The organism is Pseudomonas sp. SZ40, assembly GCF_052958135.1.
The window spans coordinates 1-21,612 of record NZ_JBQWIF010000006.1; the positions used below are offsets into that span (position 1 = coordinate 1).

Here is a 21,612-nt window from a genome sequence, read left to right on the forward strand (position 1 = left end):
GGAGTTTTCAGATCAGGCCGCGCCGGAAGTGGTGCGCATTATAGGCCCCCACGAAATCAGGTCAAGGGCTTATTTCATCCGATTGCAATAAAACCGCTCAGTCGGCTTTCCCTCTATATAAGCAGCAGCTCAGAAGCCGCTATCTGAGCCCCAGGCGCTTGGCCAGGCGCTGCAGGTTGGCACGGTCCATATCGAGTTCGCGGGCTACATCGGCCCAGCGCCCGGCATGGCGAGCCAGTGCAGCCTCTATAAGGCGCCGCTGGTAGTCATCCACTGCATCGCGCAGCCCTAGGCCAGCGCTCGACGCTTCGGCAGCATCGCTCACGGGGCGCTCCTCTTGCCCTGGAGTCACGGTGGATGGATGCAGGTCCAGTGCGCGGCTATCGATGGTGAGTATCTGCGGGCGTTCCACGCAGGCCGACAACGCCTTGATGGCCGCGCGGCCGATCAGGTGCTCCAGTTCCCGGACATTGCCCGGCCAGTCATGCTGCAACAGGGTTTTCTGAGCATCGGCCGCGAGACGCAGGCTACGCAGCCCAAGCCGTGCCCGGTTATCTTCCAGGAAGTAGCCGGCGAGTAGCAGCACATCGCGACCCCGCTCGCGTAGTGCCGGCACCTTGAGCGGGTACACGCTAAGGCGATGATAGAGGTCGGCGCGAAAGCGCCCGGCGCGCACTTCTTCGGCCAGGTCACGGTTGCTGGCGGCCAGCACCCGCACGTCCACACGGTGCTCGCGGTCCGAGCCTACCCGTTGTAGCTGGCCACTCTGCAGCACCCTCAACAGCTTCGACTGCACGGCAAGCGGTAGCTCGCCCACCTCATCGAGAAACAGGGTGGCGCCATCGGCCACCTCGAATTTGCCACGCCGCTCACTGACAGCCCCCGAGAATGCCCCACGGACATGACCGAACAGCTCGCTCTCCACCAAGGTATCGGGCAACGCCGCACAGTTGATGCTGACCATCGGCCGCGATGCACGCGCGGATGCCGCATGCAGTGCTTCGGCGACCAGTTCCTTGCCCACACCGGTTTCGCCACTGATGAGGACGGTCAGGTCACTGCCGCCGACCAGCGCTATCTCCTGAAGCAGGGCCTTGTGCCTGGAGCTCTGACCGATCATCTCCCGGGGGCGCACGGCGTCGGCCGCCTGCTTATAGAGTTCGGCGCGGCGCTGTTCGTCCTCCACGCGCCCCATCAGCAGGCTGATCCGCTCGGCGGCGGCCACCGTCGCGGCGGCCAGGCTGGCGAAAGCCTCCAGCATGCCGAGATCGACACGGCCAAAGCTGCTCGACTGCAGCGAGTCCAGAGTCAGCAGCCCCCAGAGCTGCTCCTTTATATAGAGAGGACAACCCAGGCAGTCATGAACCTCGAGATGGCCATGCTGCCCGTCGAGCAGCCCATCATAAGGATCGGGCAGTTCGCAGTCTGCGGCGAAGCGGGTGGGGCCACGGTGCTGCAGCAACTCGTGCAAACGGGGATGCTCGCTCACCTTGAAACGCCGGCCCATGGTATCGGCACTGAGCCCCTCCACCGAGAGCGGCACCAGCACGTCGCCATCGAGCCTGAGCAGTGCCACCGCATCACAGGGAAACAGCTGCCGCAGCGCAGCAAGCAGCCGACGATAGCGCTCGCTTTCGGGTAGTTCACGGGACAGGTCATCGACCAATGGCAGCAGAGAGACAAGCAGGGGGCTGGAGGTCATAAAGACACCAAGAGAGTCATATAGACGCTGAATAGAACGGGTCGAAAAGACTCATAGCACGCGCAAGCCCAGCAATCCAGCGGCTTTGCGAGTTGGCACGGGATCTGTAATGACCAAGGCAACCCACCTTCATGCCTTGCGACAGGAACCATCACCATGCTGACCAGCCAACAACGCACCCTTATCAAAGCCACCGTCCCATTACTGGAAACCGGCGGTGAAGCGCTGACCCGACACTTCTACGCCATGATGCTGGAGGAGTATCCCCAGGTTCGCCCGCTGTTCAACCAGGCCCACCAGGCCAGCGGCGACCAGCAACGTGCCCTGGCCAACGGCGTGCTCATGTACGCCCGGCATATCGACCAGCTCGAAGCACTGGGGCCGCTGGTGGGCCGCATCGTCAACAAGCACGTGGCCCTGCAGATCCTGCCGGAACATTACCCCATCGTCGGCACTTGCCTGCTGCGCGCCATTCGCGAGGTACTGGGCGAGGAGATCGCTACCGATGAGGTGATCGACGCCTGGGCTGCCGCTTACGGGCAGTTGGCAGACATTCTGATCGGTGCCGAGGAAAGCGCCTACCGCGAACACGAGCAGGCGCCGGGCGGCTGGCGTGGTTCACGGGACTTCAAGGTGGTGGCCAGAACCGTGGAAAGCGAGGAGATCACCTCCTTCCATCTGGCGCCCATCGATGGCGGTGACGTGCTGGTTCAGCAGCCCGGCCAGTACATCGGCCTGCGCCTGGTCATCGATGGCAAGGAGCAGCGCCGCAACTACTCGCTGTCCGCGCGGGGCAACGGCCGTGAGTACCGCATCAGCGTCAAGCGCGAGGCAGGCGGCAAGGTTTCCAACTACCTGCACGACCACGTCCAGGTCGGCGATACCCTGGAGCTGTTCCCGCCAGCCGGTGACTTCGTGCTGCGTCAGTCGGACAAGCCTCTGGCGCTCATCACTGCAGGCGTGGGCATCACGCCGGCACTGGCGATGGTCGAAGCCGCCCGCGAGAGCGGACGCCCCATCCACTTCATCCATTACGCGCGCCATGGCGGTGTACATGCCTTCAGGCAATGGATCGAAGAACAGAGCCGCGACTACCCGCAGATCAGCTATCGGTTCTGCTACAGCGCGCCGCGCGATGGCGACAGGCCACACGGCCAGGGCGTGATCAGCCGCGAGCAACTGGCCGGCTGGCTGCCTGGAGAGCGCGACATGGATGCCTACTTCCTGGGTCCGAAACCCTTCATGGCTCAGGTGAAGCGTCACTTGCGGGAACTCGGCGTACCAGCGGAGCAGTGCCACTACGAGTTCTTCGGCCCGGCCTCCGAGCTGGATGCCTGACGCGCGCTTACTAATAGAAGCGGGTCAGATCACTCCCTGACGGCGTAGCGCCTCGATCTGGCTGACGTCCAGCCCAAGCACTTCGGCGAGGACGCGTTCGGTATGCTCGCCCAGCAGCGGAGGTGCCTGGCGGTACTCCACCGGGCTGGCCGACAGGCGCAACGGGCTGGCTACCTGCGGCGTGCTACCGGCCAGGGGGTGTGGCAGATCGATACGCAAACCGCGGGCGATCACCTGAGGGTCGGCGAAGACCTGCTCAAGGTCGTTGACCGGCCCGCACGGCACACCTGCCGCCTCCAGCAGGCCGACCCACTCGACCGTGGTGCGGAACACCGTGGCCTGGCGGATCAGCGGGATCAGCTCGGCACGATGGGCGACGCGCTGACCGTTGCTGGCGAAACGTGGATCGACACCCCACTCGGGATGCCCGGCCACGTCGCAGAACTTGCGGAACTGGCTGTCATTGCCAACCGTGAGGATCAGGTCGCCATCGGCGGTGGGGAACGCCTGATAGGGGACGATATTAGGGTGAGCATTACCCAGGCGCTTCGGCGACACACCGGTGGTCAGGTAGTTCATCGCCTGATTGGCCAGGCAGGCGACCTGCACGTCGAGCAGCGCCATGTCGATGTGCTGGCCTTCACCGGTCTTTTCCCGGTGGGCCAGGGCGGCCAGCACGGCGACCGTCGCGTAGAGCCCGGTAAGGATATCGGTGAGCGCGACGCCGACCTTGACCGGCCCACCGCCCTCCCCGCCATCGGGCTGGCCGGTGAGGCTCATCAGCCCGCCAAGCCCCTGGATCATGAAGTCGTAGCCGGCCCGCTTGGCATAGGGGCCGCTCTGGCCGAAACCGGTGATGGAGCAGTAGATCAGCCGTGGGTTGATCGCCTTCAGGGTGGCGTAGTCCAGCCCGTAGGCAGCCAGGCCGCCGACCTTGAAGTTCTCGATGAGGATGTCCGACTTGCCTGCCAGCTCGCGCACCAGGCGCTGCCCTTCCGCCTGTGTGAAGTCGAGGGTCAGCGACTGCTTGTTGCGGTTGGCCGACAGGAAGTAGGCCGCTTCGCTGGTATCGCGCCCCTCATCGTCGCGCAGGTAGGGCGGGCCCCAGTGGCGGGTGTCGTCGCCGACTTTCGGGCGTTCGACCTTGATCACCTCGGCGCCGAGGTCGGCGAGGTTCTGCCCGCACCAGGGCCCGGCGAGCACGCGGGACAGGTCGAGCACACGGAGATGGGAAAGAGCACCGGACATCGCGGAGGCCTCGTGCAAGCGTGACGCGGAGCGTCACCAGCGGCGTTCCCACGCGGACGGTTCGACGCCTCGACATGGGAACGATCAACAGTCAGAAGAACGCCTGGATCCCGGTCTGCGCGCGGCCGAGGATCAGCGCATGCACGTCATGGGTACCTTCGTAGGTGTTCACCACCTCGAGGTTGACCAGATGACGGGCCACGCCGAACTCGTCGCTGATGCCATTGCCGCCGAGCATGTCGCGAGCCATGCGGGCGATATCGAGCGCCTTGCCACAGCTGTTGCGCTTCATGATCGAGGTGATTTCCACCGCAGCGGTGCCTTCGTCCTTCATTCGGCCCAGGCGCAGGCAGCCTTGCAGGGCGAGGGTGATCTCGGTCTGCATGTCGGCCAGTTTTTTCTGGATCAACTGGTTGGCAGCCAGCGGGCGACCGAACTGATGACGGTCCAGGGTGTACTGACGCGCAGTGTGCCAGCACGCCTCGGCGGCCCCCAACGCTCCCCAACTGATGCCGTAGCGGGCAGAGTTGAGGCAGGTGAACGGGCCACGCAAGCCACGTACGTCAGGGAAGGCGTTCTCTTCGGGACAGAACACGTTGTCCATGACGATCTCGCCGGTGATCGAGGCGCGCAGGCCGACCTTGCCATGGATCGCCGGTGCCGACAGCCCTTCCCAGCCCTTTTCCAGCACGAAGCCGCGGATCTCGCCGGCGTCATCCTTGGCCCAGACCACGAAGACATCCGCGATAGGCGAATTGGTGATCCACATCTTGCTGCCGCTCAGGCGGTAGCCGCCGTCGACCTTCTTCGCCCGGGTGATCATCGAGCCCGGATCGGAACCGTAGTTCGGCTCGGTGAGGCCGAAGCAGCCGATGTATTCACCGGTGGCCAGTTTGGGCAGGTACTTCTGCTTGGTGGCTTCGTTGCCGAATTCGTTGATCGGCACCATCACCAGGGACGACTGCACGCTCATCATCGAGCGGTAGCCGGAATCCACACGTTCCACTTCGCGGGCGATCAGGCCGTAGCACACATAGTTGAGACCACTGCCGCCATAGGCTTCGGGGATGGTCGCGCCGAGCAGACCGGTGTCTCCCATCTCACGGAAAATCGCCGGGTCGGTCTTCTCATGACGGAAGGCCTCGAGAACCCGCGGCGCCAGCTTGTCGGCGGCGAACTGCTCGGCGCTGTCGCGCACCATGCGTTCTTCTTCGGTGAGTTGCTGATCGAGCAGCAGCGGGTCGATCCAGTTGAAGCTTGCCTTGGCGGCCATCGCAGAATCCTCGTGCATGAACAGGTCTTGTTGGGCTTAGCCTAGGCAGCTAGCCGCCTCTCGGCAAACGAGTAATTCGCACGCAGTTGTGCACCATGCTCACTCCGAGATAGCCTGAACAGCCTATAAAAGCACCGATTAGTGAGGTGTTCGCATACATGCGCCGCAAGATCCCCAGCACGGCAGCGTTGATCGCCTTCGAGGCCTCGGCACGCCATCAAAGCTTCACTCGCGCAGCGGACGAACTGGCGCTGACTCAGGGCGCCGTTTGCCGGCAGATCGCCGGGCTGGAGGCGTTTCTTGGCGTGGAGCTGTTCCGCCGTTCGCGAAGGGGCGTAGTGCTTACCGAAGCGGGCACTGCCTATGCTGGCAAGGTCGCCGCCCAGCTCGATGCCGTGGAGCGCGACACCCTTGCGCTGATGGGGGCTCAGGGCGCCATGAGCCTGGAGCTGGCCGTGGTGCCGACCTTCGCCACCCAATGGTTGCTGCCACGGTTGGCGGATTTCCAGCGCCTGCACCCGGAGGTCACCGTGCACCTGACCAACCGCACCCGCCCTTTCCTGTTCGCCGATACCGGTTTCGACGCAGCGATCTACTTCGGCGACGGCGACTGGTCAGGCACTGCGGCGTACTTTCTGATGCACGAACACCTGATGCCGGTGTGCAGCCCCGCGCTGCTCGACGGTGGCGCGGTGAGCGCCGAGCGGATCGCCGAACTGCCGCTGCTGCAGCAGAGCACACGGCCTTACGCCTGGCGCCAGTGGTTCGCAGCGCAGGGGCTGAATGTCGGCCGCGACATGACCGGCCCGCGTCTGGAGTTGTTCTCGATGCTCGCCCAGGCGGCCTGCCACGAGATGGGCGTGGCGCTGATTCCACCGTTCCTGATCCAGCGCGAGCTGGCCGACGGCAGCCTGGTGGTCGCCCTCGACAGACCGGTGCCGGACAACGGCCGCGCCTATTACCTGACCGTACCGGAGCGCAAGGTCGAGTCCGCGGCGCTCAAGGCCTTCCGTGACTGGTTGTTGGTTGAGGCCCGGCACTATGGGGCATCGGCCTGAGCGGCGCGGTGGGGCAGCGAAGGAAGGCGGCGCCGGTCGACTTGCAGGGCTGAAGCCCACCAACTGTCGGCCTCAGCGCCCCGATGACGAATGCAACTGCACGCCTGATCGGAGGAAGCCGCACGTGTGCGGCAAATGCAGTATCCTGCGTGTCGTTCTTGACCACTGCCAGAACCGCCTTGTCTCTAATCACCTCCAGCAAAAGTCTCGTTTTCCGGATCATCGCGCTGATGCAGCGCCATCCCGGAGCGATTGCCATATTCGGTTTTCTGTCCGGGTTGGCGAGTTTCGTACTGGTCGACCGCCAGGCCGGGCTGGCCAAGGTGCTGGCTCTGGTGCTGCTGGTCAGCTGGCTGTGGCTCATTCTGGAAAACGTGCTGCGCGAACGCATCGCCGCCCGCTTCGGCTTCGAGCTACCGCGCCCGCTGCTGCGCTACGCCACGCAGATGATCCACCAGGAAAGTCTGTTCTTCGTCCTGCCGTTCTTCTTCATCACCACCACCTGGAACAGCAGCCAGGCCCTGTTCAGCGGGCTGTTGGCCGCGGCGGCGCTGGTCTCAATCACCGACCCGCTCTACTACCGGTGGCTGGCACCACGGCGCTGGATCTTTCTCGCCTATCACACCCTGGCGCTGTTCGCGGTGATGCTCACGGCGCTGCCGATCATCTTCAAGCTCAACACCACCGAGAGCTATCAGTATTCGCTGGCGGCCGCCGTGCTGCTGTCGTTCCCCAGCCTGTTCAGCATCATCACCGTACGCAAATGGTGGCGCGGCCTGCTGCTGGTCGGCCTGACCCTGGCTATTGGCGCATTTGGCTGGGTAACCCGAACCTGGGTGCCGCCGGCCACGTTATGGCTGACCGAGGTGGCGATCACCACCGAGTTCGACAACCAGAACCGCTCGCCCGGCGAAGGGGTCGATCAATTGAGCGCCAGCCAGCTGCGCAGTACGGGTATCTATGCCTACACGGCGATCAACGCCCCGCGCGGCCTCGATGAGCGCATCTATCACGTCTGGGAGCACAACGGCCAGGAGCTGGAGCGCATCGCACTGGATATCCACGGCGGTCGCGAGAAAGGCTATCGCGCCTGGACGCACAAGAAGAACTTCCCGCAGGACGTGGAAGGTGACTGGCAGATCCAGGTGCTCACCGACGCTGGCCAGATGATCGGCGTACTGCGTTTCGAAGTGACACCCGACGCCACTGCACAGACGGGCAATCAAGGAGGATTGAATGAACCGCTACCTGAGCAGCCCCCTGCTGCTGATCCTGACGCTGACGATCAGCGCCTGTGACTTCAATGCCGTTCCAGTGGATGAGGAGCGCGAACTGCTGCTCGCCGACCGGGACTTCGCTCATCTGCGCAAGGGCCGGGGCGGCCACTACAGCAAGAACGTGCAATACCTGACACGCACCGTCGAGCTGAGCTACACCCACAACACCGACGACAATTTCTACCTGTACAGCGCCGTGACCATCTACCCCACGGCTGGCGATGCACTGGTCAGTGGCTATGCGGGTAATTTCGGCGCCAGCTACTCATTGAAGAGCAACGGCCTGGAAAAGCGCGCGCTGGCCCTGAGCCCAGGCCACGCCAAGGACTCCAGCCTCGATTTGCTCACCAGAGGCGGCGAGCCGGTCGGCAATCTGTTCTTCACCCGGGTGGCGAACAAGAGTGTGTTCATCCTGTTCACCGGGGTGTACTTCGAGCAGGCCGAGCAGTTCGAGGACTTCATCGCCCCGCGCCTGCAGCGGATACACGACTTCAAGCCGCGTGACCCGCTGGTGACCTGGGCCGGAGGCCTGTTCGGCGGCAGCTCTCAGCCGAAGAACCAATAGCACACGGCGATCGCGGCGACCACGCCGGAGAACTCGGCCAGCAGCGCACAACCCACGGCGTGCCGGGCACGCTGAATGCCCACCGCGCCGAAGTAGACGGCCAGCACGTAGAAAGTGGTCTCGGTACTGCCCTGAATGATTGCCGCAGCCAGAGCCGGAAAGCTGTCGACGCCCTGGGTCTGCATGGTTTCGATCAGCATGGCCCGCGCCGCGCTTCCGGAGAATGGCTTGACCATGGCGGTCGGCAGCGCGTCGACGAAGCGGGTATCCCAGCCGCCCCAGGCGACGATCCAGCGGATGCCGTCGAGCGCCAGCTCCAGAGCACCGGATGCACGCAGCACACCCACCGCGCAGAGCATCGCCACCAGATACGGCAGCAGGCTCTTGGCCACGTCGAAGCCTTCCTTGGCCCCTTCGATGAATTGCTCGTAGACCTGCACCTTGCGCAGCGCACCGATCACCACGAAGGCGATGATGATGCCGAACAGCGTCAGGTTACCGAGCAGCGATGACAGGGCTGCCAGGGCGGTGGCGGACATGCCGGCGAGCATCGCCATGAAACCGCCGAGCAGCAGCGCGCCGGGAATCATGTAGGCCAGCACGACCGGGTCCCACAGACGCAGGCGCTGCATGATGGCCACGGAAAACAGGCCGACCAGGGTGGAAACGCTGGTCGCCAGCAAAATCGGCAGGAACACCAGCGTCGGGTCCGGCGCACCTTGCTGGGCGCGGTACATGAAGATGGTCACGGGCAGCAACGTCAGCGACGAGGCATTGAGTACCAGAAAGAGAATCTGTGCGTTGCTCGCCGTGGTGCTGCTGGGGTTGAGTTCCTGCAGGGAGCGCATGGCCTTGAGACCGATGGGCGTGGCCGCGTTGTCCAGCCCCAGGCCGTTGGCGGCGAAGTTCATGGTGATCAGGCCCAGGGCCGGATGGCCGCGCGGCACTTCAGGCATCAAGCGTGCGAACAGCGGGCCGAGCACACGCGCCAGGGCGTCCACAAGCCCGGCTTTCTCAGCGATGCGCAACAGGCCAAGCCACAAGGTCAGCGTACCGAACAGCAGTACCATCACCTCGACGGACAGTTTGGCCATGGCGAACAGGCTTTCCACCATCGCCCCGAACACCGCCGGATCGTCAGCCAGCAGCCAGCGGCTGAGCCCTGCTACCGCCGCTACCACGAAAAAGCTCAGCCACAAGCCGTTGAGCATAAGTCACCCCCTAGAACATAGCGGCTGATGATAACGCGGCCAGGCAGGGGATGTGGAAGGGAGAGATAGGGGGTCGAGAAGTTTTACCGGACTACAGATAGAGCAACGGCGCCAGAGGGCGCCGTCAGCAGCATCAGTACCAGTTGGGGTCTTTCTTCAACTGTTCCTGCAGCAGTTGCTTGATCCCGTCGTCCGGCTCACCGAGCCAACGCAAATCAGCATGCTCACTGGGCGTCTTGTCCTCGGGTAAACCCTCGGGCAACTGCACCCAGAGTGCGTACGCATCGTCCCGGTCCGGCGTGAAGGCGACGTACAGGCGCTGGTTGAAACAATTGGATGTTTCGCACAACTGCCCGACCAGATACTGGTCGCCGTCTTCTTCCAGCGTCTTCATCGGCGTGGCAACGCCGCTGAGGTTGATCACCCACTCGGGCAAACGCTCCTCGTCCTGGATGAGCTCCTTCCAGGCTTCACGATAGTCAGGATTGCTCCCAAGCAGATCGTTCAGACGGAATTCCCCATCGTTGGCGGCCAAGGCCGCCGCGCTACCGCCCAGCATCAGGGCGGCAACGAGCGTCTTGAATCGATTCATCGTCATGGCCTAGCCCCGAGGGCGGCGACCCATGATGAACGAAACGATGAACATGACCAGGAACACCACGAAAAGGATTTTCGCGATACCTGTGGCAGTGCCTGCGATACCACCGAAGCCCAGAACGGCAGCGACAATGGCGATGATCAGAAAGGTAATGGCCCAACTCAGCATGGCGTTTCTCCTTGGTTTTTTGAGGTCTTGCGGGTGTAACAGTTAAAAATCGGTAGGCGTCTCAGAACACCCAGCGGGTTTGCTTGACCGGCGCTTCCACGGCTTCGGCACGAACCCAGTCACCCGTGGTCCGGGTCTGTGCACTTACGGTCTGCAACGAGGCCGGAGCAGCGGAAGCGGCAGCAGGTTGAACGCTAGCCGGCACATGGGCCTGGCTGGAAACCGGCGACTCGACAGCCTTGGTTTGGGGAGCCTTGAACGACACGCTCATCATCAGGACCAGAACAGCGGCAACCGCAATGATCAGAATCTCGGTGTGGGCGCGGTGAAGGTTCATGTAAGGCTCCTCAAGGTCGTTGCCGAACGGCTAAGCGTTCTTTTCATGACTAGGTAATTGCAGCCTGCGTGCCAGCTCGAAACAAAAATAAAATACTTAAAAATCAACAACTTAAAAAACAAAACCAAGTGCCATCATTGGCATCCTGCACGATCGCGTTACAAAGCTCGGGCGTTCTGCACGACGCCAGGGGCGGCACATCCCTGTGCCAGGTGGGGTTACATGGCGTGTTTCAGGTCACGCATACGGTCATGGCAGGCACGTACCTTGGGCATTTCCACGGCGAGCAATGCGCGCACGTCCGGCTCAGCGCTCTCCAGCGCATCCTCGAAGGCGTGCAGGATGCGGTCTTCCGCTTCTTCCAACTGAGCCACGTAGGTGGCCTCTTCATCACTGGACAGGGTGGCGCGAGCGTCGGCATAGGCCTGACGCAGCTTGCCCACCACGGTGCCGCTGGAGGTGGGCTCCTCCTGATTGGCGGCGACCTTGACCGAAAGGGCCTGAATCACCTGGTTCTTGGTTTGCGACATGTCACGGAACAGTGCCTGCAGGCGCACATCCTTGACCTCATCATGGGCGTGCTCGTAGAAGCGCTGGCCGTCACGGATGATTGCGATCAGTTCGTTGAGTTGCTCGGTCTTGTTGCTCATGGCGATATTCCTGTCTTTATAGGCAGTGCCGTCAGCGGCCCTGCATAGAATGGCGGTCGCTGGCGACCACCTCCCTTGCTGCTCTTTAGCTGGCGATGCGCAGGGCGTCGGCATCGACTCCACGCACGCCACGAATGTTGCGCGCGGTCTCGACGGCGAGGCGCTTCTCGGCATTGCTCAGCACGGTGCCGCTGAGGCTCACGAAGCCCTCGCGGGTATCGACCTTGATGTTCAGGCTGTCGAGGTTGCGGCTGTACAGAAAGCTGGACTTCACCTTGCCGGTTATCCAGGTGTCGCTGATCGACGCAGCGGCGTCGTTGGCAGCGTTCTGCGCCTCGGCCGACGCGCTGTCGGCGGTGTTGATGCTGAGGTGGTTGTGCACCTCACGAACGCCTTCGGTATTGGTGACGAGCTCACCGGCCAGCTCCTTGGCCACCGGGGTACCCGCATTGCCACTCAGGCTGACCACGCCGTTTTCGGCACGCACCTGAATGTCCAGGCCCTCGGTGTTGCTGTTCCACAACAACTTGGATTTCACCGTTGCGGCCAGGGTGGCATCATCGAAACGCTGGGCCAGCGTCTTGTCGGTGGTGATTCGCGCCTGCTCGTCGACAACTGCAGCCTCGATGGCAGGATCGACCTCGAGCTCATTGTTCACCTCACGAACGCCGTCGATACTGCCAGCCAGCTCGGCGGCCAGCTCGCGCTCGGCGGAGTTTTCCACCGCCCCCTTCAGCGTGGCGGTGCCGCCATCTACCGAGACCACTATTTCGAAGGGATTGAGGTGCCGGTTCAGGGCGAATGCCGTATCGATGGCACCCTGCTGCCGGGCATCGCTCAGTTGCCGATCAATCCCCTCCTCGGCCGCCTGTGCAAGCGGTGCCAGGGTGATAAGACCGGTGATGGCAATGGCCAGTGCGGATTGTCTCAACAGCATGTAACGCCTCCTCCTGTGATTCACGAATGCCGCAGCAATGCGGTCAGGAAGGAGTCGCAAGCGTTATGCCAGCCGCCAAAAAAATAAAAACCAACTAAAATCAGTTGTTTAAATCCAAGTCATGGCAGCTGGCCGCTTGCACGATGCAAGATCACGTCATACTTGCCGTGCAACTTGCACGAAGATTCCCAGACTAATCTCTGCCATTCACCCCATGGAGCATGTAAATGGAAGCAACAGGTCAGAGCGGGCGCATCCTGCTGGTCGACGACGAAGCGGCTATCCTGCGTACCTTCCGCTATTGCCTGGAAGACGAGGGCTATCAGGTCACCACTGCCAACAGCGCAGCGCAAACCGAGTCACTGCTGCAGAGGCAGGTATTCGACATGTGCTTCCTCGACCTGCGCCTTGGCGATGAGAACGGCCTCGACGTGCTGGCGCAGATGCGCATCCTCGCGCCCTGGATGCGCGTGGTGATCGTCACCGCGCACTCGGCCATCGACAGTGCCGTGGATGCCATGCAGGCAGGCGCTGCGGATTATCTGGTCAAACCATGCAGCCCGGACCAACTGCGCCTGGCCGCTGCCAAGCAACTGGAAGTACGGCAACTCTCCGCACGCCTGGAAGCCCTGGAAGGCGAAGTGCGCAAGCCCAGCGATGGCATCGACTCGCACAGCCCGGCAATGATGGCGATCCTGGAAACCGCCCGGCAGGTGGCGACCACCGATGCCAATATCCTGATCCTCGGCGAATCCGGTACCGGTAAAGGCGAGCTGGCGCGCGCCATTCACGGCTGGAGCCGCCGTGCCAAGAAATCCTGCGTGACCATCAACTGCCCGTCGCTGACCGCCGAGCTGATGGAAAGCGAGTTGTTCGGTCACAGCCGCGGCGCCTTCACCGGCGCCAGCGAAAGTACCCTGGGGCGGGTCAATCAGGCCGATGGCGGTACGCTGTTCCTCGACGAGATCGGCGACTTCCCGCTGACCCTGCAGCCCAAGCTGCTGCGCTTCATCCAGGACAAGGAATACGAGCGCGTAGGCGACCCGGTGACCCGTCACGCCGATGTACGCATCCTCGCGGCGACCAACCGTGACCTCGCTGACATGGTCAAGGAAGGACACTTCCGTGAAGACCTGCTGTACCGCCTCAACGTCATCACCCTGAACCTTCCGCCACTGCGCGAGCGCGCCGATGACATCCTTACCCTGGCCGACCGTTTCCTCGCTCGCTTCGTCAAGGATTACGCCCGCCCGGCCCGCGGTTTCAGCGAAGAGGCGCTGAAGGCGCTGCTCGACTACCAGTGGCCCGGCAACATCCGCGAGCTGCGCAACGTGATCGAGCGCGCCAGCATCATTTGCCCCGGTGAATGGGTAGAGGTCGCTCATCTGGGGATGAGTGCATCGGTCACCAACAGCGCCCCGCGTGTGGGCGCCGACCTGAGCCTGGAGGAGCTGGAGAAGGCGCATATCTCGGCGGTGCTGGCCAACAGCGAAACCCTCGACCAGGCAGCCAAGACGTTGGGCATCGACGCCTCGACGCTATATCGCAAACGAAAGCAGCTCGGCCTATGAAGCTGCGCAGCAAGCTGTTCCTCAGCACCAGCGCCCTGCTCACCGTTGCCTTGCTGGGCCTGATGCTGGGCATTTTCAGCGTGCTGCAGCTCACTCAGTCGCAAAACCGCACGCTGGCGCACAATCTGGAAGTCATCAGCGATAGCCTCGATCTCCGCCAGGAGCTGGGCAAGCAGCTATTCATGATGCTTGGCGAGGACTTCGACCAGCAGACGGTGCAGAGCCTGAAGGAGTCCGACCAACGCATCCGCAGATGGATCGACGATGGCTTGCAGGCCAGCCCGACGGAAGCCGACCGTCAGGCGATCGTCGATATCCAGGCCGCCTACCAGAACTTCAGCCGCCTGTTGGAAGACCCACTGACCGTACGCGGCCAACTGCTTACCAACGATGATTTCGCCAGAACCATCGAGACCGTTCGTGACCGCCTCAACGCCCTGCAGGTGAGCTACGTGACGGCCGTCCAGCAGTCGGAAGCCGAAGCCCGTGACCGTGCCTGGCTGATCGCCGGATTGCTGGGGCTGGTCGGCCTCGCCGTGCTGGTGATCGGCTTCATCACCGCGCACACCATCGCCCGCCGAGTCGGTCAGCCGATCGATGCCCTGGCCCGCGCTGCAGACCAGATCGGCCGCGGCGACTTTCAGGTGACCTTGCCGATTACCCCGGTTGCCGAACTGTCCGCACTGAGCCGCCGTTTCGGTCTCATGGCGGAGAGCCTGCGCCAGCTAAAGAGCAGCAACGTCGAAGCGTTGATGGCTGAGCAGCACCGCCTGCAGGCCGTGCTCGACAGCATCGACGACGGCCTGCTGATCTTCGGTCGCGACGGTCTGCTCGAACATTTCAATCCGGTCGCCCAGCGCCAGCTTGGCTGGCATGACCAGCCCCTCGGCCAGAGCCCAAGCCAGGCCCTGTCTCGCCCGGAGCTGGATGATCAACTGCAGCACGTACTGCAGGGCCACAGCCTGGAACAGCGCCTGGCGGACCTGCAGGTCGAGGCGAATGGCGAAACCCGCCTGCTCAACTACAGCCTGACACCGGTCAGCCAGGGCCAGGGGCAAATCCTCGGTGCCGTGATGGTGCTGCATGACGTGACCGAGCAGCGTGCCTTCGAACGGGCCAGAAACGAATTCGTGCTGCGCGCCTCCCACGAGCTGCGCACCCCGGTAACCGGCATGCACATGGCGTTCGGCCTGCTGCGCGAGCGCAGCAAGTTCGCCGAAGAGTCCCGCGAAGCGGATCTGGTGAGTATCGTCGACGAGGAAATGGAGCGTCTGGTGCACCTGATCGAGGATCTGCTGAATTTCTCCCGCTACCAGAGCGGCGTGCAGAAACTCGAACTGGCGCCTTGCGACATTCCCGACCTGCTAAGGCAGGCGGCCGCCCGGCATGTCGGCAAGGCCCAGGCGCGACAGGTCAGCCTGGCGCTGGAAAGCGCCGAGGGGCTGCCACGCATTCATCTGGATCAGGCGCAGATCGACCGGGTACTCGATCACCTGATCGATAACGCACTGCGCCACAGCCCAGAGTCAGGCACCATCCGGTTGCTCGCGCAACGTCAGGAGGACAGGCTGCTGATCAGTGTCGAAGATGAAGGTGAGGGCATCGCTTACGGCCAGCAGGCCAGGCTGTTCGAACCCTTCGTGCAGATCGGTCGCAAGAAGGGCGGAGCCGGGCTCGGCCTGGCGCTGTGCAAGGAAATCGTCCAGCTGCACGGCGGGCGCATCGGCGCCGAATCCCAGCCGGGCCAAGGCGCACGCTTTCATATCTCCCTGCCGCTTTAAGCGACAATCAAGGCAAGGGCGCCAGAGCTTCAGGCGCCCTCCCCGCCGGCCTGGTGTCAGGCCTTGCCCATGCGGTTGAGCACCAGAAGAAGCGCGGCGGTTTCCGCGTCCGGCTGACCGTCGTAGAGGCTTTGCCGGTACTTCATCTGGAATGCGCGGATCACGTTGCGTGTCGCTTCGTCGAGCACGCCGCTATCCGGCACCACGTAGCCCTGCGCGGCCAGTTGCTGCTGGAACCACGCGACGTCTGGCAGGCTGAGGGCGTAAGCGGCCTGCTCACGGGCGACTGCGGCGGCGTCCGGCCAGGGCATCAGGCCAGCATCGGCCAGTTGCTTCCAGGGGAACAGAGGGCCCGGATCGACCTTGCGCTGCGGCGCGATATCGCTATGACCGATGATGCTGCCAGGCGGCAAGTGGTGACGCGCCATGATGTCCTTGAGCAGCACGATCAGCGCGTCGATCTGCTGCTGAGCATAGGGCTGCCAGTAACGGCCCTTGGGCGTATCGAAGTAACCCTGGTTGATCAGCTCGATGCCGATGGTGGTGCCGTTGAGCCAGGTGCGCCCCTGCCACTCGCTGACGCCGGCGTGCCAGGCACGGCGATCCTCATCGACCAATTGGTAGATGGTCGGCGGCACGGCGTTGATCAGGTAGTGAGCGCTGACCTCTTCCTTGGTGAGCAACTCCAGCGAGCGTGGCAGGTCGGCCGAGGTGTAGTGCAACACGATGTACTGCACTCGGCTGCTCTGGCCGCTGGAGGTGTAGCTGTGATCGATGCGCGGCCCGCTGGCGCAACCAGCGAGCAGGAGGGCGAACAGGACAAGACTTAGGAATTTCATGGCTGGATATGCAATACGCTTTGTAGATTGTCCAACAGCATGTCGACGCTGAGCATGATCAACAGCATGCCCATCAGCCGCTCCACTGCGGTCAGCCCGCGAGGGCCGAGGAAACGCTGCAGGAACGAAGCCTGCAACAGGATGAACGCTGTCGCGGCCCAGGCCAGGATCAGCGCGAGGTAGAGCTCCCAGAGCTCGCCTTCGTGGGTGTTACGCAGGGTCATCAGCACCGCCAGTGCAGATGGCCCGGCCACTGCAGGCGTGGCCAGCGGCACGAGCATCGGTTCACCGTCCGGGACATCCCCGAGCACGCCGTGCGGGCTGGGGAAAATCAGCCGCATGGCGATGACGAACAGGATGATACCCCCCGCGATCGCGGTTGCCTCCCGCGACAGGCCAAGCGAGCTGAGCACTTTGTCACCAAAGGTAAGGAACAGCAGCAGCAATCCCAGGGCGAACAGCAGCTCGCGCGCGGCCACCCACAGGCGCCGCTCAGGGGCGACGTTCTTCAGGGCGGCAATGAAGATGGCAATGTTGCCAAACGGATCGGTGACCAGGAAGAGCAGCACGGCGATGCTGAAGATGTCCATGTTCGGGCTCCAGAAAACAGCCGCACAGTCTAGTGTCTGTAGGAGCTGCCGTCTGTCAGCAATGCGCCTTCGTATTACCGGGCAACGCCTGCCACTGGTCGGCGCCGGACGGCGCTGAACTTGTCGTACCTCTAAACGATCCATAATCAGACGACTATGAGGGAACATTCCATGCGTGCGCTGCTCTGGTTCAAACAGGACTTACGCCTCGACGATCACCCCGCGCTGCAGGGTGCCCTCGGTGCCAATCATCTTGTGCCTCTGTATGTTCTCGATCCGGCGTTGCTGCAACTCGACGAGTTCGGCAGCCGACGCATTGGCGTGCACCGCGCGCGCTTTCTGCTGGAAAGCCTGACAGCGCTCGACAGCGCCTTGCGCCAGCGTGGCTCGAAACTTCTGGTCATCACCGGAAAGCCGGAAGAGGTGGTCGTGCAGGTGGTCGAGCAGTTCGACCTGCAGCAGGTGCTGACCCTCGACGAAATCGCCCCTCAGGAACTCGCTCTGCTCGCTCGTGTACGCGACAGCCTTGGTGGCGTTCCCCTGCGCACGGCGCAAAGCAACAGCCTGTTCAGCGAAGCCGAACTGCCTTGCCCGCTGGCGCAGTTGCCTCAGGTGTACAGCCAGTTCCGCGCACTGGTCGATGCGCGCCAGTACGTGTTCCAGCCGCAAGCAGCGCCGGATCAACTGCCGCCGTTGCCAGATGGCGCCGATGCCCCGGAGTTCGGCCTGCCCACCCAGTCCCAGTTCGGCCTTGGCGATGCCCTGAGCATCGCGCCGAGCGCCTTTCCCTTCTCGGGTGGCGAGGCAGCGGCCCAGGCCCGACTGCGTGATTACCTGTGGGACAGCCAGGGGGTCAGGCGCTACAAGGAAACCCGTAATGGCATGATCGGCAGCGAGTATTCGTCGAAGTTCTCGCCCTGGCTGGCCAACGGCAGCCTGTCGCCACGCCGCACAGCAGCCGAGCTGCGCCGCCATGAATCGCTCTATGGGGCCAACGAATCCACGTACTGGCTATGGCTGGAACTGCTGTGGCGCGAGTTCTTTCGTTGCACCTTGCAGCGCCACGGCCATGCGCTGTTCGAAGCTGGCGGTTTGAAAGCCACCGAACGCGCGCCGCAGCAGATCGACGAGCGCTTCGAGCACTGGGCTCAGGGGCGTACCGGCATGCCGCTGGTCGACGCCAACATGCGCGAGCTGATCGCCACGGGTTTCATGTCCAATCGGGGGCGCCAGGTGGTAGCCAGCTACCTGGTCAGTGATCTGGAGCAGGACTGGCGTCATGGTGCGGCCTGGTTCGAGGAGCATCTGATCGACTATGACCCGGCCAGCAACTGGGGCAACTGGGCGTACCTGGCAGGCGTCGGCAGCGATCCGCGGCTCAAGCGCATGTTCAATGCCCTCAAGCAGGCTCGTCAGTACGACCCTCAGGGGGAATACGTCAGCCTGTGGATACCGGAGCTGCGCAGCCTGCCCGAACACCTGCGCCACACGCCGTTCCTGCTACCGCATCTGCAGCTGGAGGCGATCAACTACCCAAGGCTGGAGCAGATTCCCGAATCCTGGCAGCCGCACCTTCACGCCGTGGCCTGACGGGAGAACCGAGCGGCCCTGACGGACTGCTCGGCGTTGACCTGCGTACCGAGGACGGTGCTGGTGCGGCTCAGCCGCCTGGGGTGAAGTGCTTCTGAGTGGTGCCACGGGCGATCAGCCGGGACAGGTAATCCAGCTTTTGTGGATCACGGTCCACGAAGCGCAACACCACCTGCAGCCACTCGCTGTCAGGCTTCGGCTCGAAGGCGGCGACACTGTGCAGATAGCCGTTGAGGCGCGCCACTTCGGACGACTCGCCCTGCTCCAGATCGAGCACCACGCTTTCCAGCACTTGTGGAATCAGCTCGCCACGCTTGACCACCAACAATGCTTCCTTGAGGCTCAGTGCCTTGACGACGCAAGCCATGGTGCCGCCCGGCAGGCGCAGTTGGCCCTGGCTGCGGCCCATGGGCGTGCTTGAGGCGGCTTTGGCAGGAGCCGGGCTGGCACTGAACGCCGCCGCTGGCTGAGGCGCAGCGGCCGGCCGGACGGTTTCCGCTTTGCCGGCGGTCAGCGCGGCCAGCGAATCATTGGCGAAAGCCCCGGTGCTGAGCATTTTCGGCGGCGCGGCCGACATCAGTGCGGCCAGCTTGCCGCTGCGCTGCAGGGCTTTCTTGACCTTGGTGATCAGTTGCTCGTTGGAGAACGGCTTGCCGATGAAATCGGAAACGCCAGCCTGAATGGCCTGCACGACGTTTTCCTTGTCGCCACGGCTGGTGACCATGATGAATGGCACGCCCTTGAGCGTTTCCTGCTCACGGCACCATTGCAACAGCTCGAGACCGGACATCTCGGGCATTTCCCAATCGCAGAGGATCAGGTCGATCGGGTTGCGGCCGAGCACCTGCTGGGCCTTGCGCCCGTTGACCGCCTCCTCGATCTGGATACCGGGAAGATGGTCGCGCAGCCCCTTCTTCACCAGATCGCGGATAAAGGTGGCATCGTCCACCACCAATACACTGACTTTGCTCATCGACCACTCCCTCGAATGGCCATTAGCATAGACGCCCGCACTGGCCTAAGGCCAATACTAAAGCGTAACCCTGCGGGAACGCGTGAAGGCAACCGACCGGTGCCGGGCATTCACGCGCGCTCAGGGTGCCAGAGCAACCAGGATCACTCCTTGGCGCCGCCCTGCACTTCTTCCTGCATGCGAGTCAGGCCGATGTGTTTGACGTCGGTGCCGCGTACCAGATAGATGACCAGCTCGGCGATGTTGCGGGCGTGATCGCCGATGCGCTCCAGCGAGCGCAGGGCCCAGATCACGTTGAGCACGCGGGAGATCGAACGCGGGTCTTCCATCATGTAGGTGACCAGCTCACGCAGTGCGGTCTTGTACTCACGGTCGACGGTCTTGTCGTACTGCGCCACGGAAAGCGCCAGGTCAGCGTCGAAACGGGCGAAGGCGTCCAGTGCTTCCTGCACCATCTTGCGAACCTGATCGCCAATGTGGCGAACCTCGACGTAGCCGCGCGGCGACTCGCCTTCCTCGGTCAGCAGGATCGCGCGCTTGGCGATCTTGGTCGCCTCGTCACCGATACGCTCCAGATCGATCACCGACTTGGAAATGCTGATGATCAGACGCAGGTCCGAGGCCGCCGGCTGGCGACGGGCGAGAATGCGTACGCACTCCTCGTCGATGTTGCGCTCCATCTGGTTGATCTGGTCGTCGATCTCGCGCACCTGCTGGGCCAGGCCGGAGTCGGCCTCGATCAGAGAAGTGACGGCGTCGTTGACCTGCTTCTCGACCAGACCGCCCATGGCCAGGAGGTGGCTGCGGACCTCCTCCAGCTCGGCGTTGAACTGCTGGGAAATATGATGGGTCAGGCTGTCTTTGTTGATCATCTGTTTCGCTCCGCGAAGGCTTCAAGCTCCGAGCTTCAAGCTACAAGTCATTGTCTGCGAATCACCCAGGATGGCCGCGTAACACTCGCGGCCCTAGCGACTGTCAGCCGTAACGACCGGTGATGTAGTCTTCGGTCTGCTTTTTGGCCGGGTTGGTGAACAGTGCATCGGTATCGCCGAATTCGATCAGCTTACCCATGTACATGAACGCCGTGTAATCGGAAACCCGCGCAGCCTGCTGCATGTTGTGGGTAACGATGACGATGGTGTACTTGGACTTCAGTTCGTAGATCAGCTCTTCGACCTTCAGGGTGGAGATCGGGTCGAGGGCCGAGCACGGCTCATCGAGCAGCAGGACTTCCGGCTGCACTGCCACGGTACGGGCGATCACCAGACGCTGCTGCTGACCACCGGACAGACCGAGGGCCGAATCATGCAGGCGATCCTTGACCTCATCCCACAGCGCCGCGCTCTTCAGACCCCATTCCACGGCCTCGTCGAGCACACGCTTCTGGTTGATGCCCTGGATGCGCAGGCCGTAGACCACGTTCTCGTAGATGCTCTTGGGGAACGGGTTGGGCTTCTGGAACACCATGCCGACACGGCGGCGCAGTTCGGCGACGTCTTCACCCTTGCGGTAGATGTCGCGACCATCGATGTTGATCTCGCCTTCCACGCGGCAACCGTCGACCAGATCGTTCATCCGGTTGAAGGTACGCAGCAGGGTCGACTTGCCGCAACCGGACGGGCCGATGAAGGCGGTCACGCGTTGCTTGGGGATGTTCATCTTGACGTCGTACAGGGCCTGCTTGTCGCCGTAGAACAGGTTCAGGCCGGGTACTTCGATGGCCACGGTTTCGTTGGCCAGGTTCAGGCTCTGCTTGTCGCGGCCAAGGGCCGAGATGTCGATGCCGTGGGAAGCGGTTTCGTGTTGCATAAGTGCTCACTCCGTTCGCAGCGCCAAGCTGCAAGCTGCAAGCTGCAAGCCCGTTCGCCGCGCTTCTGCTTGAAGCTTGCGGCTTGGGGCTTGCGGC

21 protein-coding genes are annotated in these 21,612 nt (G+C 63.0%); 7 read left to right on the forward strand and 14 right to left on the reverse strand.

From position 1 onward, the window contains the following. Window positions 1-139: 139 nt before the first annotated feature. Window positions 140-1,702, reverse strand: coding sequence for a nitric oxide reductase transcriptional regulator NorR (gene norR, locus ACT9T4_RS07055; RefSeq protein WP_179539358.1), 1,563 nt, complete (start codon window positions 1,700-1,702; stop codon window positions 140-142). Window positions 1,703-1,858: 156 nt separating this feature from the next. On the opposite strand from norR, the gene hmpA reads away from it, so the two are divergent. Then, window positions 1,859-3,040: an NO-inducible flavohemoprotein gene (gene hmpA / locus ACT9T4_RS07060; RefSeq protein WP_499116215.1), complete on the forward strand. Its 1,182-nt coding sequence runs from the start codon at window positions 1,859-1,861 to the stop codon at window positions 3,038-3,040. Between the two features lie 24 nt (window positions 3,041-3,064). Here hmpA and ACT9T4_RS07065 read toward each other — a convergent pair whose 3' ends face one another. After that, on the reverse strand, window positions 3,065-4,288 hold the full coding sequence (locus tag ACT9T4_RS07065; protein WP_042555980.1) for a CaiB/BaiF CoA transferase family protein: 1,224 nt from the start codon (window positions 4,286-4,288) through the stop codon (window positions 3,065-3,067). 91 nt (window positions 4,289-4,379) lie between these two features. Further along, the gene (locus ACT9T4_RS07070) at window positions 4,380-5,561 is read right to left on the reverse strand and encodes an acyl-CoA dehydrogenase (RefSeq protein WP_499116218.1); all 1,182 of its coding nucleotides are present in this window, start codon (window positions 5,559-5,561) and stop codon (window positions 4,380-4,382) included. A 158-nt stretch (window positions 5,562-5,719) separates the two neighbouring features. Between ACT9T4_RS07070 and ACT9T4_RS07075 the strand changes: the two genes are divergently transcribed. The 3 genes from ACT9T4_RS07075 to ACT9T4_RS07085 all read left to right on the forward strand — a co-directional run bounded on the left by ACT9T4_RS07075 (window position 5,720) and on the right by ACT9T4_RS07085 (window position 8,461). After that, entirely contained in the window at window positions 5,720-6,619 is a 900-nt protein-coding gene (locus ACT9T4_RS07075; protein WP_179539361.1) for a LysR family transcriptional regulator, read from the forward strand. Window positions 6,620-6,807: 188 nt separating this feature from the next. Then, the gene (locus tag ACT9T4_RS07080; RefSeq protein ID WP_264650101.1) at window positions 6,808-7,917 is read left to right on the forward strand and encodes a DUF5924 family protein; all 1,110 of its coding nucleotides are present in this window, start codon (window positions 6,808-6,810) and stop codon (window positions 7,915-7,917) included. After that, entirely contained in the window at window positions 7,856-8,461 is a 606-nt protein-coding gene (locus ACT9T4_RS07085; RefSeq protein ID WP_257026956.1) for a hypothetical protein, read from the forward strand. The genes ACT9T4_RS07080 and ACT9T4_RS07085 overlap by 62 nt, the downstream gene beginning before the upstream one ends. Here ACT9T4_RS07085 and ACT9T4_RS07090 read toward each other — a convergent pair. From ACT9T4_RS07090 to ACT9T4_RS07115, 6 genes are all read right to left on the reverse strand, one after another. Next, on the reverse strand, window positions 8,443-9,672 hold the full coding sequence (locus ACT9T4_RS07090) for a nucleoside recognition domain-containing protein (protein WP_042555976.1): 1,230 nt from the start codon (window positions 9,670-9,672) through the stop codon (window positions 8,443-8,445). The two genes, ACT9T4_RS07085 and ACT9T4_RS07090, sit on opposite strands and share 19 nt — an antisense overlap. A gap of 133 nt (window positions 9,673-9,805) precedes the next feature. Further along, window positions 9,806-10,270 carry an inhibitor of vertebrate lysozyme family protein gene (locus ACT9T4_RS07095; protein WP_082045883.1) on the reverse strand — a complete coding sequence of 155 codons (465 nt, stop codon included), beginning with the start codon at window positions 10,268-10,270 and terminating at the stop codon, window positions 9,806-9,808. 3 nt (window positions 10,271-10,273) lie between these two features. Further along, the gene (locus tag ACT9T4_RS07100) at window positions 10,274-10,438 is read right to left on the reverse strand and encodes a DUF1328 domain-containing protein (RefSeq protein WP_013789335.1); all 165 of its coding nucleotides are present in this window, start codon (window positions 10,436-10,438) and stop codon (window positions 10,274-10,276) included. A gap of 61 nt (window positions 10,439-10,499) precedes the next feature. After that, window positions 10,500-10,775, reverse strand: coding sequence for a hypothetical protein (locus ACT9T4_RS07105; RefSeq protein WP_042555974.1), 276 nt, complete (start codon window positions 10,773-10,775; stop codon window positions 10,500-10,502). A gap of 218 nt (window positions 10,776-10,993) precedes the next feature. Further along, window positions 10,994-11,425 (reverse strand): PA2169 family four-helix-bundle protein, encoded by a 432-nt coding sequence (locus tag ACT9T4_RS07110; RefSeq protein ID WP_042555973.1) that lies wholly within the window; start codon window positions 11,423-11,425, stop codon window positions 10,994-10,996. A gap of 85 nt (window positions 11,426-11,510) precedes the next feature. Further along, entirely contained in the window at window positions 11,511-12,362 is an 852-nt protein-coding gene (locus ACT9T4_RS07115; protein ID WP_042555972.1) for a BON domain-containing protein, read from the reverse strand. 227 nt (window positions 12,363-12,589) lie between these two features. Here ACT9T4_RS07115 and algB point away from each other — a divergent pair, with 227 nt between their 5' ends. Continuing rightward, the gene (gene algB, locus ACT9T4_RS07120; RefSeq protein ID WP_042555971.1) at window positions 12,590-13,933 is read left to right on the forward strand and encodes a sigma-54-dependent response regulator transcription factor AlgB; all 1,344 of its coding nucleotides are present in this window, start codon (window positions 12,590-12,592) and stop codon (window positions 13,931-13,933) included. Next, a complete protein-coding gene (locus ACT9T4_RS07125) occupies window positions 13,930-15,714 on the forward strand; it encodes a KinB sensor domain-containing domain (RefSeq protein WP_179539363.1) in 1,785 nt (594 codons plus the stop codon). The genes algB and ACT9T4_RS07125 overlap by 4 nt, the downstream gene beginning before the upstream one ends. A gap of 56 nt (window positions 15,715-15,770) precedes the next feature. Here ACT9T4_RS07125 and ACT9T4_RS07130 read toward each other — a convergent pair whose 3' ends face one another. Together ACT9T4_RS07130 and ACT9T4_RS07135 are read right to left on the reverse strand one after the other, a co-directional pair. Next, window positions 15,771-16,553, reverse strand: a complete 783-nt coding sequence (locus tag ACT9T4_RS07130) for an N-acetylmuramoyl-L-alanine amidase (protein WP_499116224.1) — start codon at window positions 16,551-16,553, stop codon at window positions 15,771-15,773. Next, window positions 16,550-17,143 carry a MarC family protein gene (locus tag ACT9T4_RS07135; protein WP_042555968.1) on the reverse strand — a complete coding sequence of 198 codons (594 nt, stop codon included), beginning with the start codon at window positions 17,141-17,143 and terminating at the stop codon, window positions 16,550-16,552. The genes ACT9T4_RS07130 and ACT9T4_RS07135 overlap by 4 nt, the downstream gene beginning before the upstream one ends. 171 nt (window positions 17,144-17,314) lie before the next feature. On the opposite strand from ACT9T4_RS07135, the gene ACT9T4_RS07140 reads away from it, so the two are divergent. Further along, window positions 17,315-18,733, forward strand: coding sequence for a DASH family cryptochrome (locus tag ACT9T4_RS07140; RefSeq protein WP_499116226.1), 1,419 nt, complete (start codon window positions 17,315-17,317; stop codon window positions 18,731-18,733). A 70-nt stretch (window positions 18,734-18,803) separates the two neighbouring features. On the opposite strand, the gene ACT9T4_RS07145 is transcribed toward ACT9T4_RS07140, so the two are convergent. From ACT9T4_RS07145 to pstB, 3 genes are all read right to left on the reverse strand, one after another. Beyond that, the gene (locus ACT9T4_RS07145; RefSeq protein WP_042555966.1) at window positions 18,804-19,706 is read right to left on the reverse strand and encodes a response regulator; all 903 of its coding nucleotides are present in this window, start codon (window positions 19,704-19,706) and stop codon (window positions 18,804-18,806) included. Window positions 19,707-19,849: 143 nt separating this feature from the next. Beyond that, window positions 19,850-20,578, reverse strand: coding sequence for a phosphate signaling complex protein PhoU (gene phoU / locus ACT9T4_RS07150; RefSeq protein ID WP_042555965.1), 729 nt, complete (start codon window positions 20,576-20,578; stop codon window positions 19,850-19,852). A 103-nt stretch (window positions 20,579-20,681) separates the two neighbouring features. Beyond that, window positions 20,682-21,515 carry a phosphate ABC transporter ATP-binding protein PstB gene (gene pstB, locus ACT9T4_RS07155; RefSeq protein ID WP_042555964.1) on the reverse strand — a complete coding sequence of 278 codons (834 nt, stop codon included), beginning with the start codon at window positions 21,513-21,515 and terminating at the stop codon, window positions 20,682-20,684. Window positions 21,516-21,612 lie beyond the last annotated feature (97 nt).

Excerpts from the sequence above, each read along its gene's own strand:
- norR (WP_179539358.1), bottom strand. The coding sequence starts at position 1,702 with ATGACCTCCAGCCCCCTGCTTGTCTCTCTGCTGCCATTGGTCGATGAC.
- hmpA (WP_499116215.1), top strand. The coding sequence starts at position 1,859 with ATGCTGACCAGCCAACAACGCACCCTTATCAAAGCCACCGTCCCATTA.
- ACT9T4_RS07065 (WP_042555980.1), bottom strand. The coding sequence starts at position 4,288 with ATGTCCGGTGCTCTTTCCCATCTCCGTGTGCTCGACCTGTCCCGCGTG.
- ACT9T4_RS07070 (WP_499116218.1), bottom strand. The coding sequence starts at position 5,561 with ATGGCCGCCAAGGCAAGCTTCAACTGGATCGACCCGCTGCTGCTCGAT.
- ACT9T4_RS07075 (WP_179539361.1), top strand. The coding sequence starts at position 5,720 with ATGCGCCGCAAGATCCCCAGCACGGCAGCGTTGATCGCCTTCGAGGCC.
- ACT9T4_RS07085 (WP_257026956.1), top strand. The coding sequence starts at position 7,856 with ATGAACCGCTACCTGAGCAGCCCCCTGCTGCTGATCCTGACGCTGACG.
- ACT9T4_RS07090 (WP_042555976.1), bottom strand. The coding sequence starts at position 9,672 with ATGCTCAACGGCTTGTGGCTGAGCTTTTTCGTGGTAGCGGCGGTAGCA.
- ACT9T4_RS07095 (WP_082045883.1), bottom strand. The coding sequence starts at position 10,270 with ATGACGATGAATCGATTCAAGACGCTCGTTGCCGCCCTGATGCTGGGC.
- ACT9T4_RS07100 (WP_013789335.1), bottom strand. The coding sequence starts at position 10,438 with ATGCTGAGTTGGGCCATTACCTTTCTGATCATCGCCATTGTCGCTGCC.
- ACT9T4_RS07105 (WP_042555974.1), bottom strand. The coding sequence starts at position 10,775 with ATGAACCTTCACCGCGCCCACACCGAGATTCTGATCATTGCGGTTGCC.
- ACT9T4_RS07110 (WP_042555973.1), bottom strand. The coding sequence starts at position 11,425 with ATGAGCAACAAGACCGAGCAACTCAACGAACTGATCGCAATCATCCGT.
- ACT9T4_RS07115 (WP_042555972.1), bottom strand. The coding sequence starts at position 12,362 with ATGCTGTTGAGACAATCCGCACTGGCCATTGCCATCACCGGTCTTATC.
- algB (WP_042555971.1), top strand. The coding sequence starts at position 12,590 with ATGGAAGCAACAGGTCAGAGCGGGCGCATCCTGCTGGTCGACGACGAA.
- ACT9T4_RS07125 (WP_179539363.1), top strand. The coding sequence starts at position 13,930 with ATGAAGCTGCGCAGCAAGCTGTTCCTCAGCACCAGCGCCCTGCTCACC.
- ACT9T4_RS07130 (WP_499116224.1), bottom strand. The coding sequence starts at position 16,553 with ATGAAATTCCTAAGTCTTGTCCTGTTCGCCCTCCTGCTCGCTGGTTGC.
- ACT9T4_RS07135 (WP_042555968.1), bottom strand. The coding sequence starts at position 17,143 with ATGGACATCTTCAGCATCGCCGTGCTGCTCTTCCTGGTCACCGATCCG.
- ACT9T4_RS07140 (WP_499116226.1), top strand. The coding sequence starts at position 17,315 with ATGCGTGCGCTGCTCTGGTTCAAACAGGACTTACGCCTCGACGATCAC.
- ACT9T4_RS07145 (WP_042555966.1), bottom strand. The coding sequence starts at position 19,706 with ATGAGCAAAGTCAGTGTATTGGTGGTGGACGATGCCACCTTTATCCGC.
- phoU (WP_042555965.1), bottom strand. The coding sequence starts at position 20,578 with ATGATCAACAAAGACAGCCTGACCCATCATATTTCCCAGCAGTTCAAC.
- pstB (WP_042555964.1), bottom strand. The coding sequence starts at position 21,515 with ATGCAACACGAAACCGCTTCCCACGGCATCGACATCTCGGCCCTTGGC.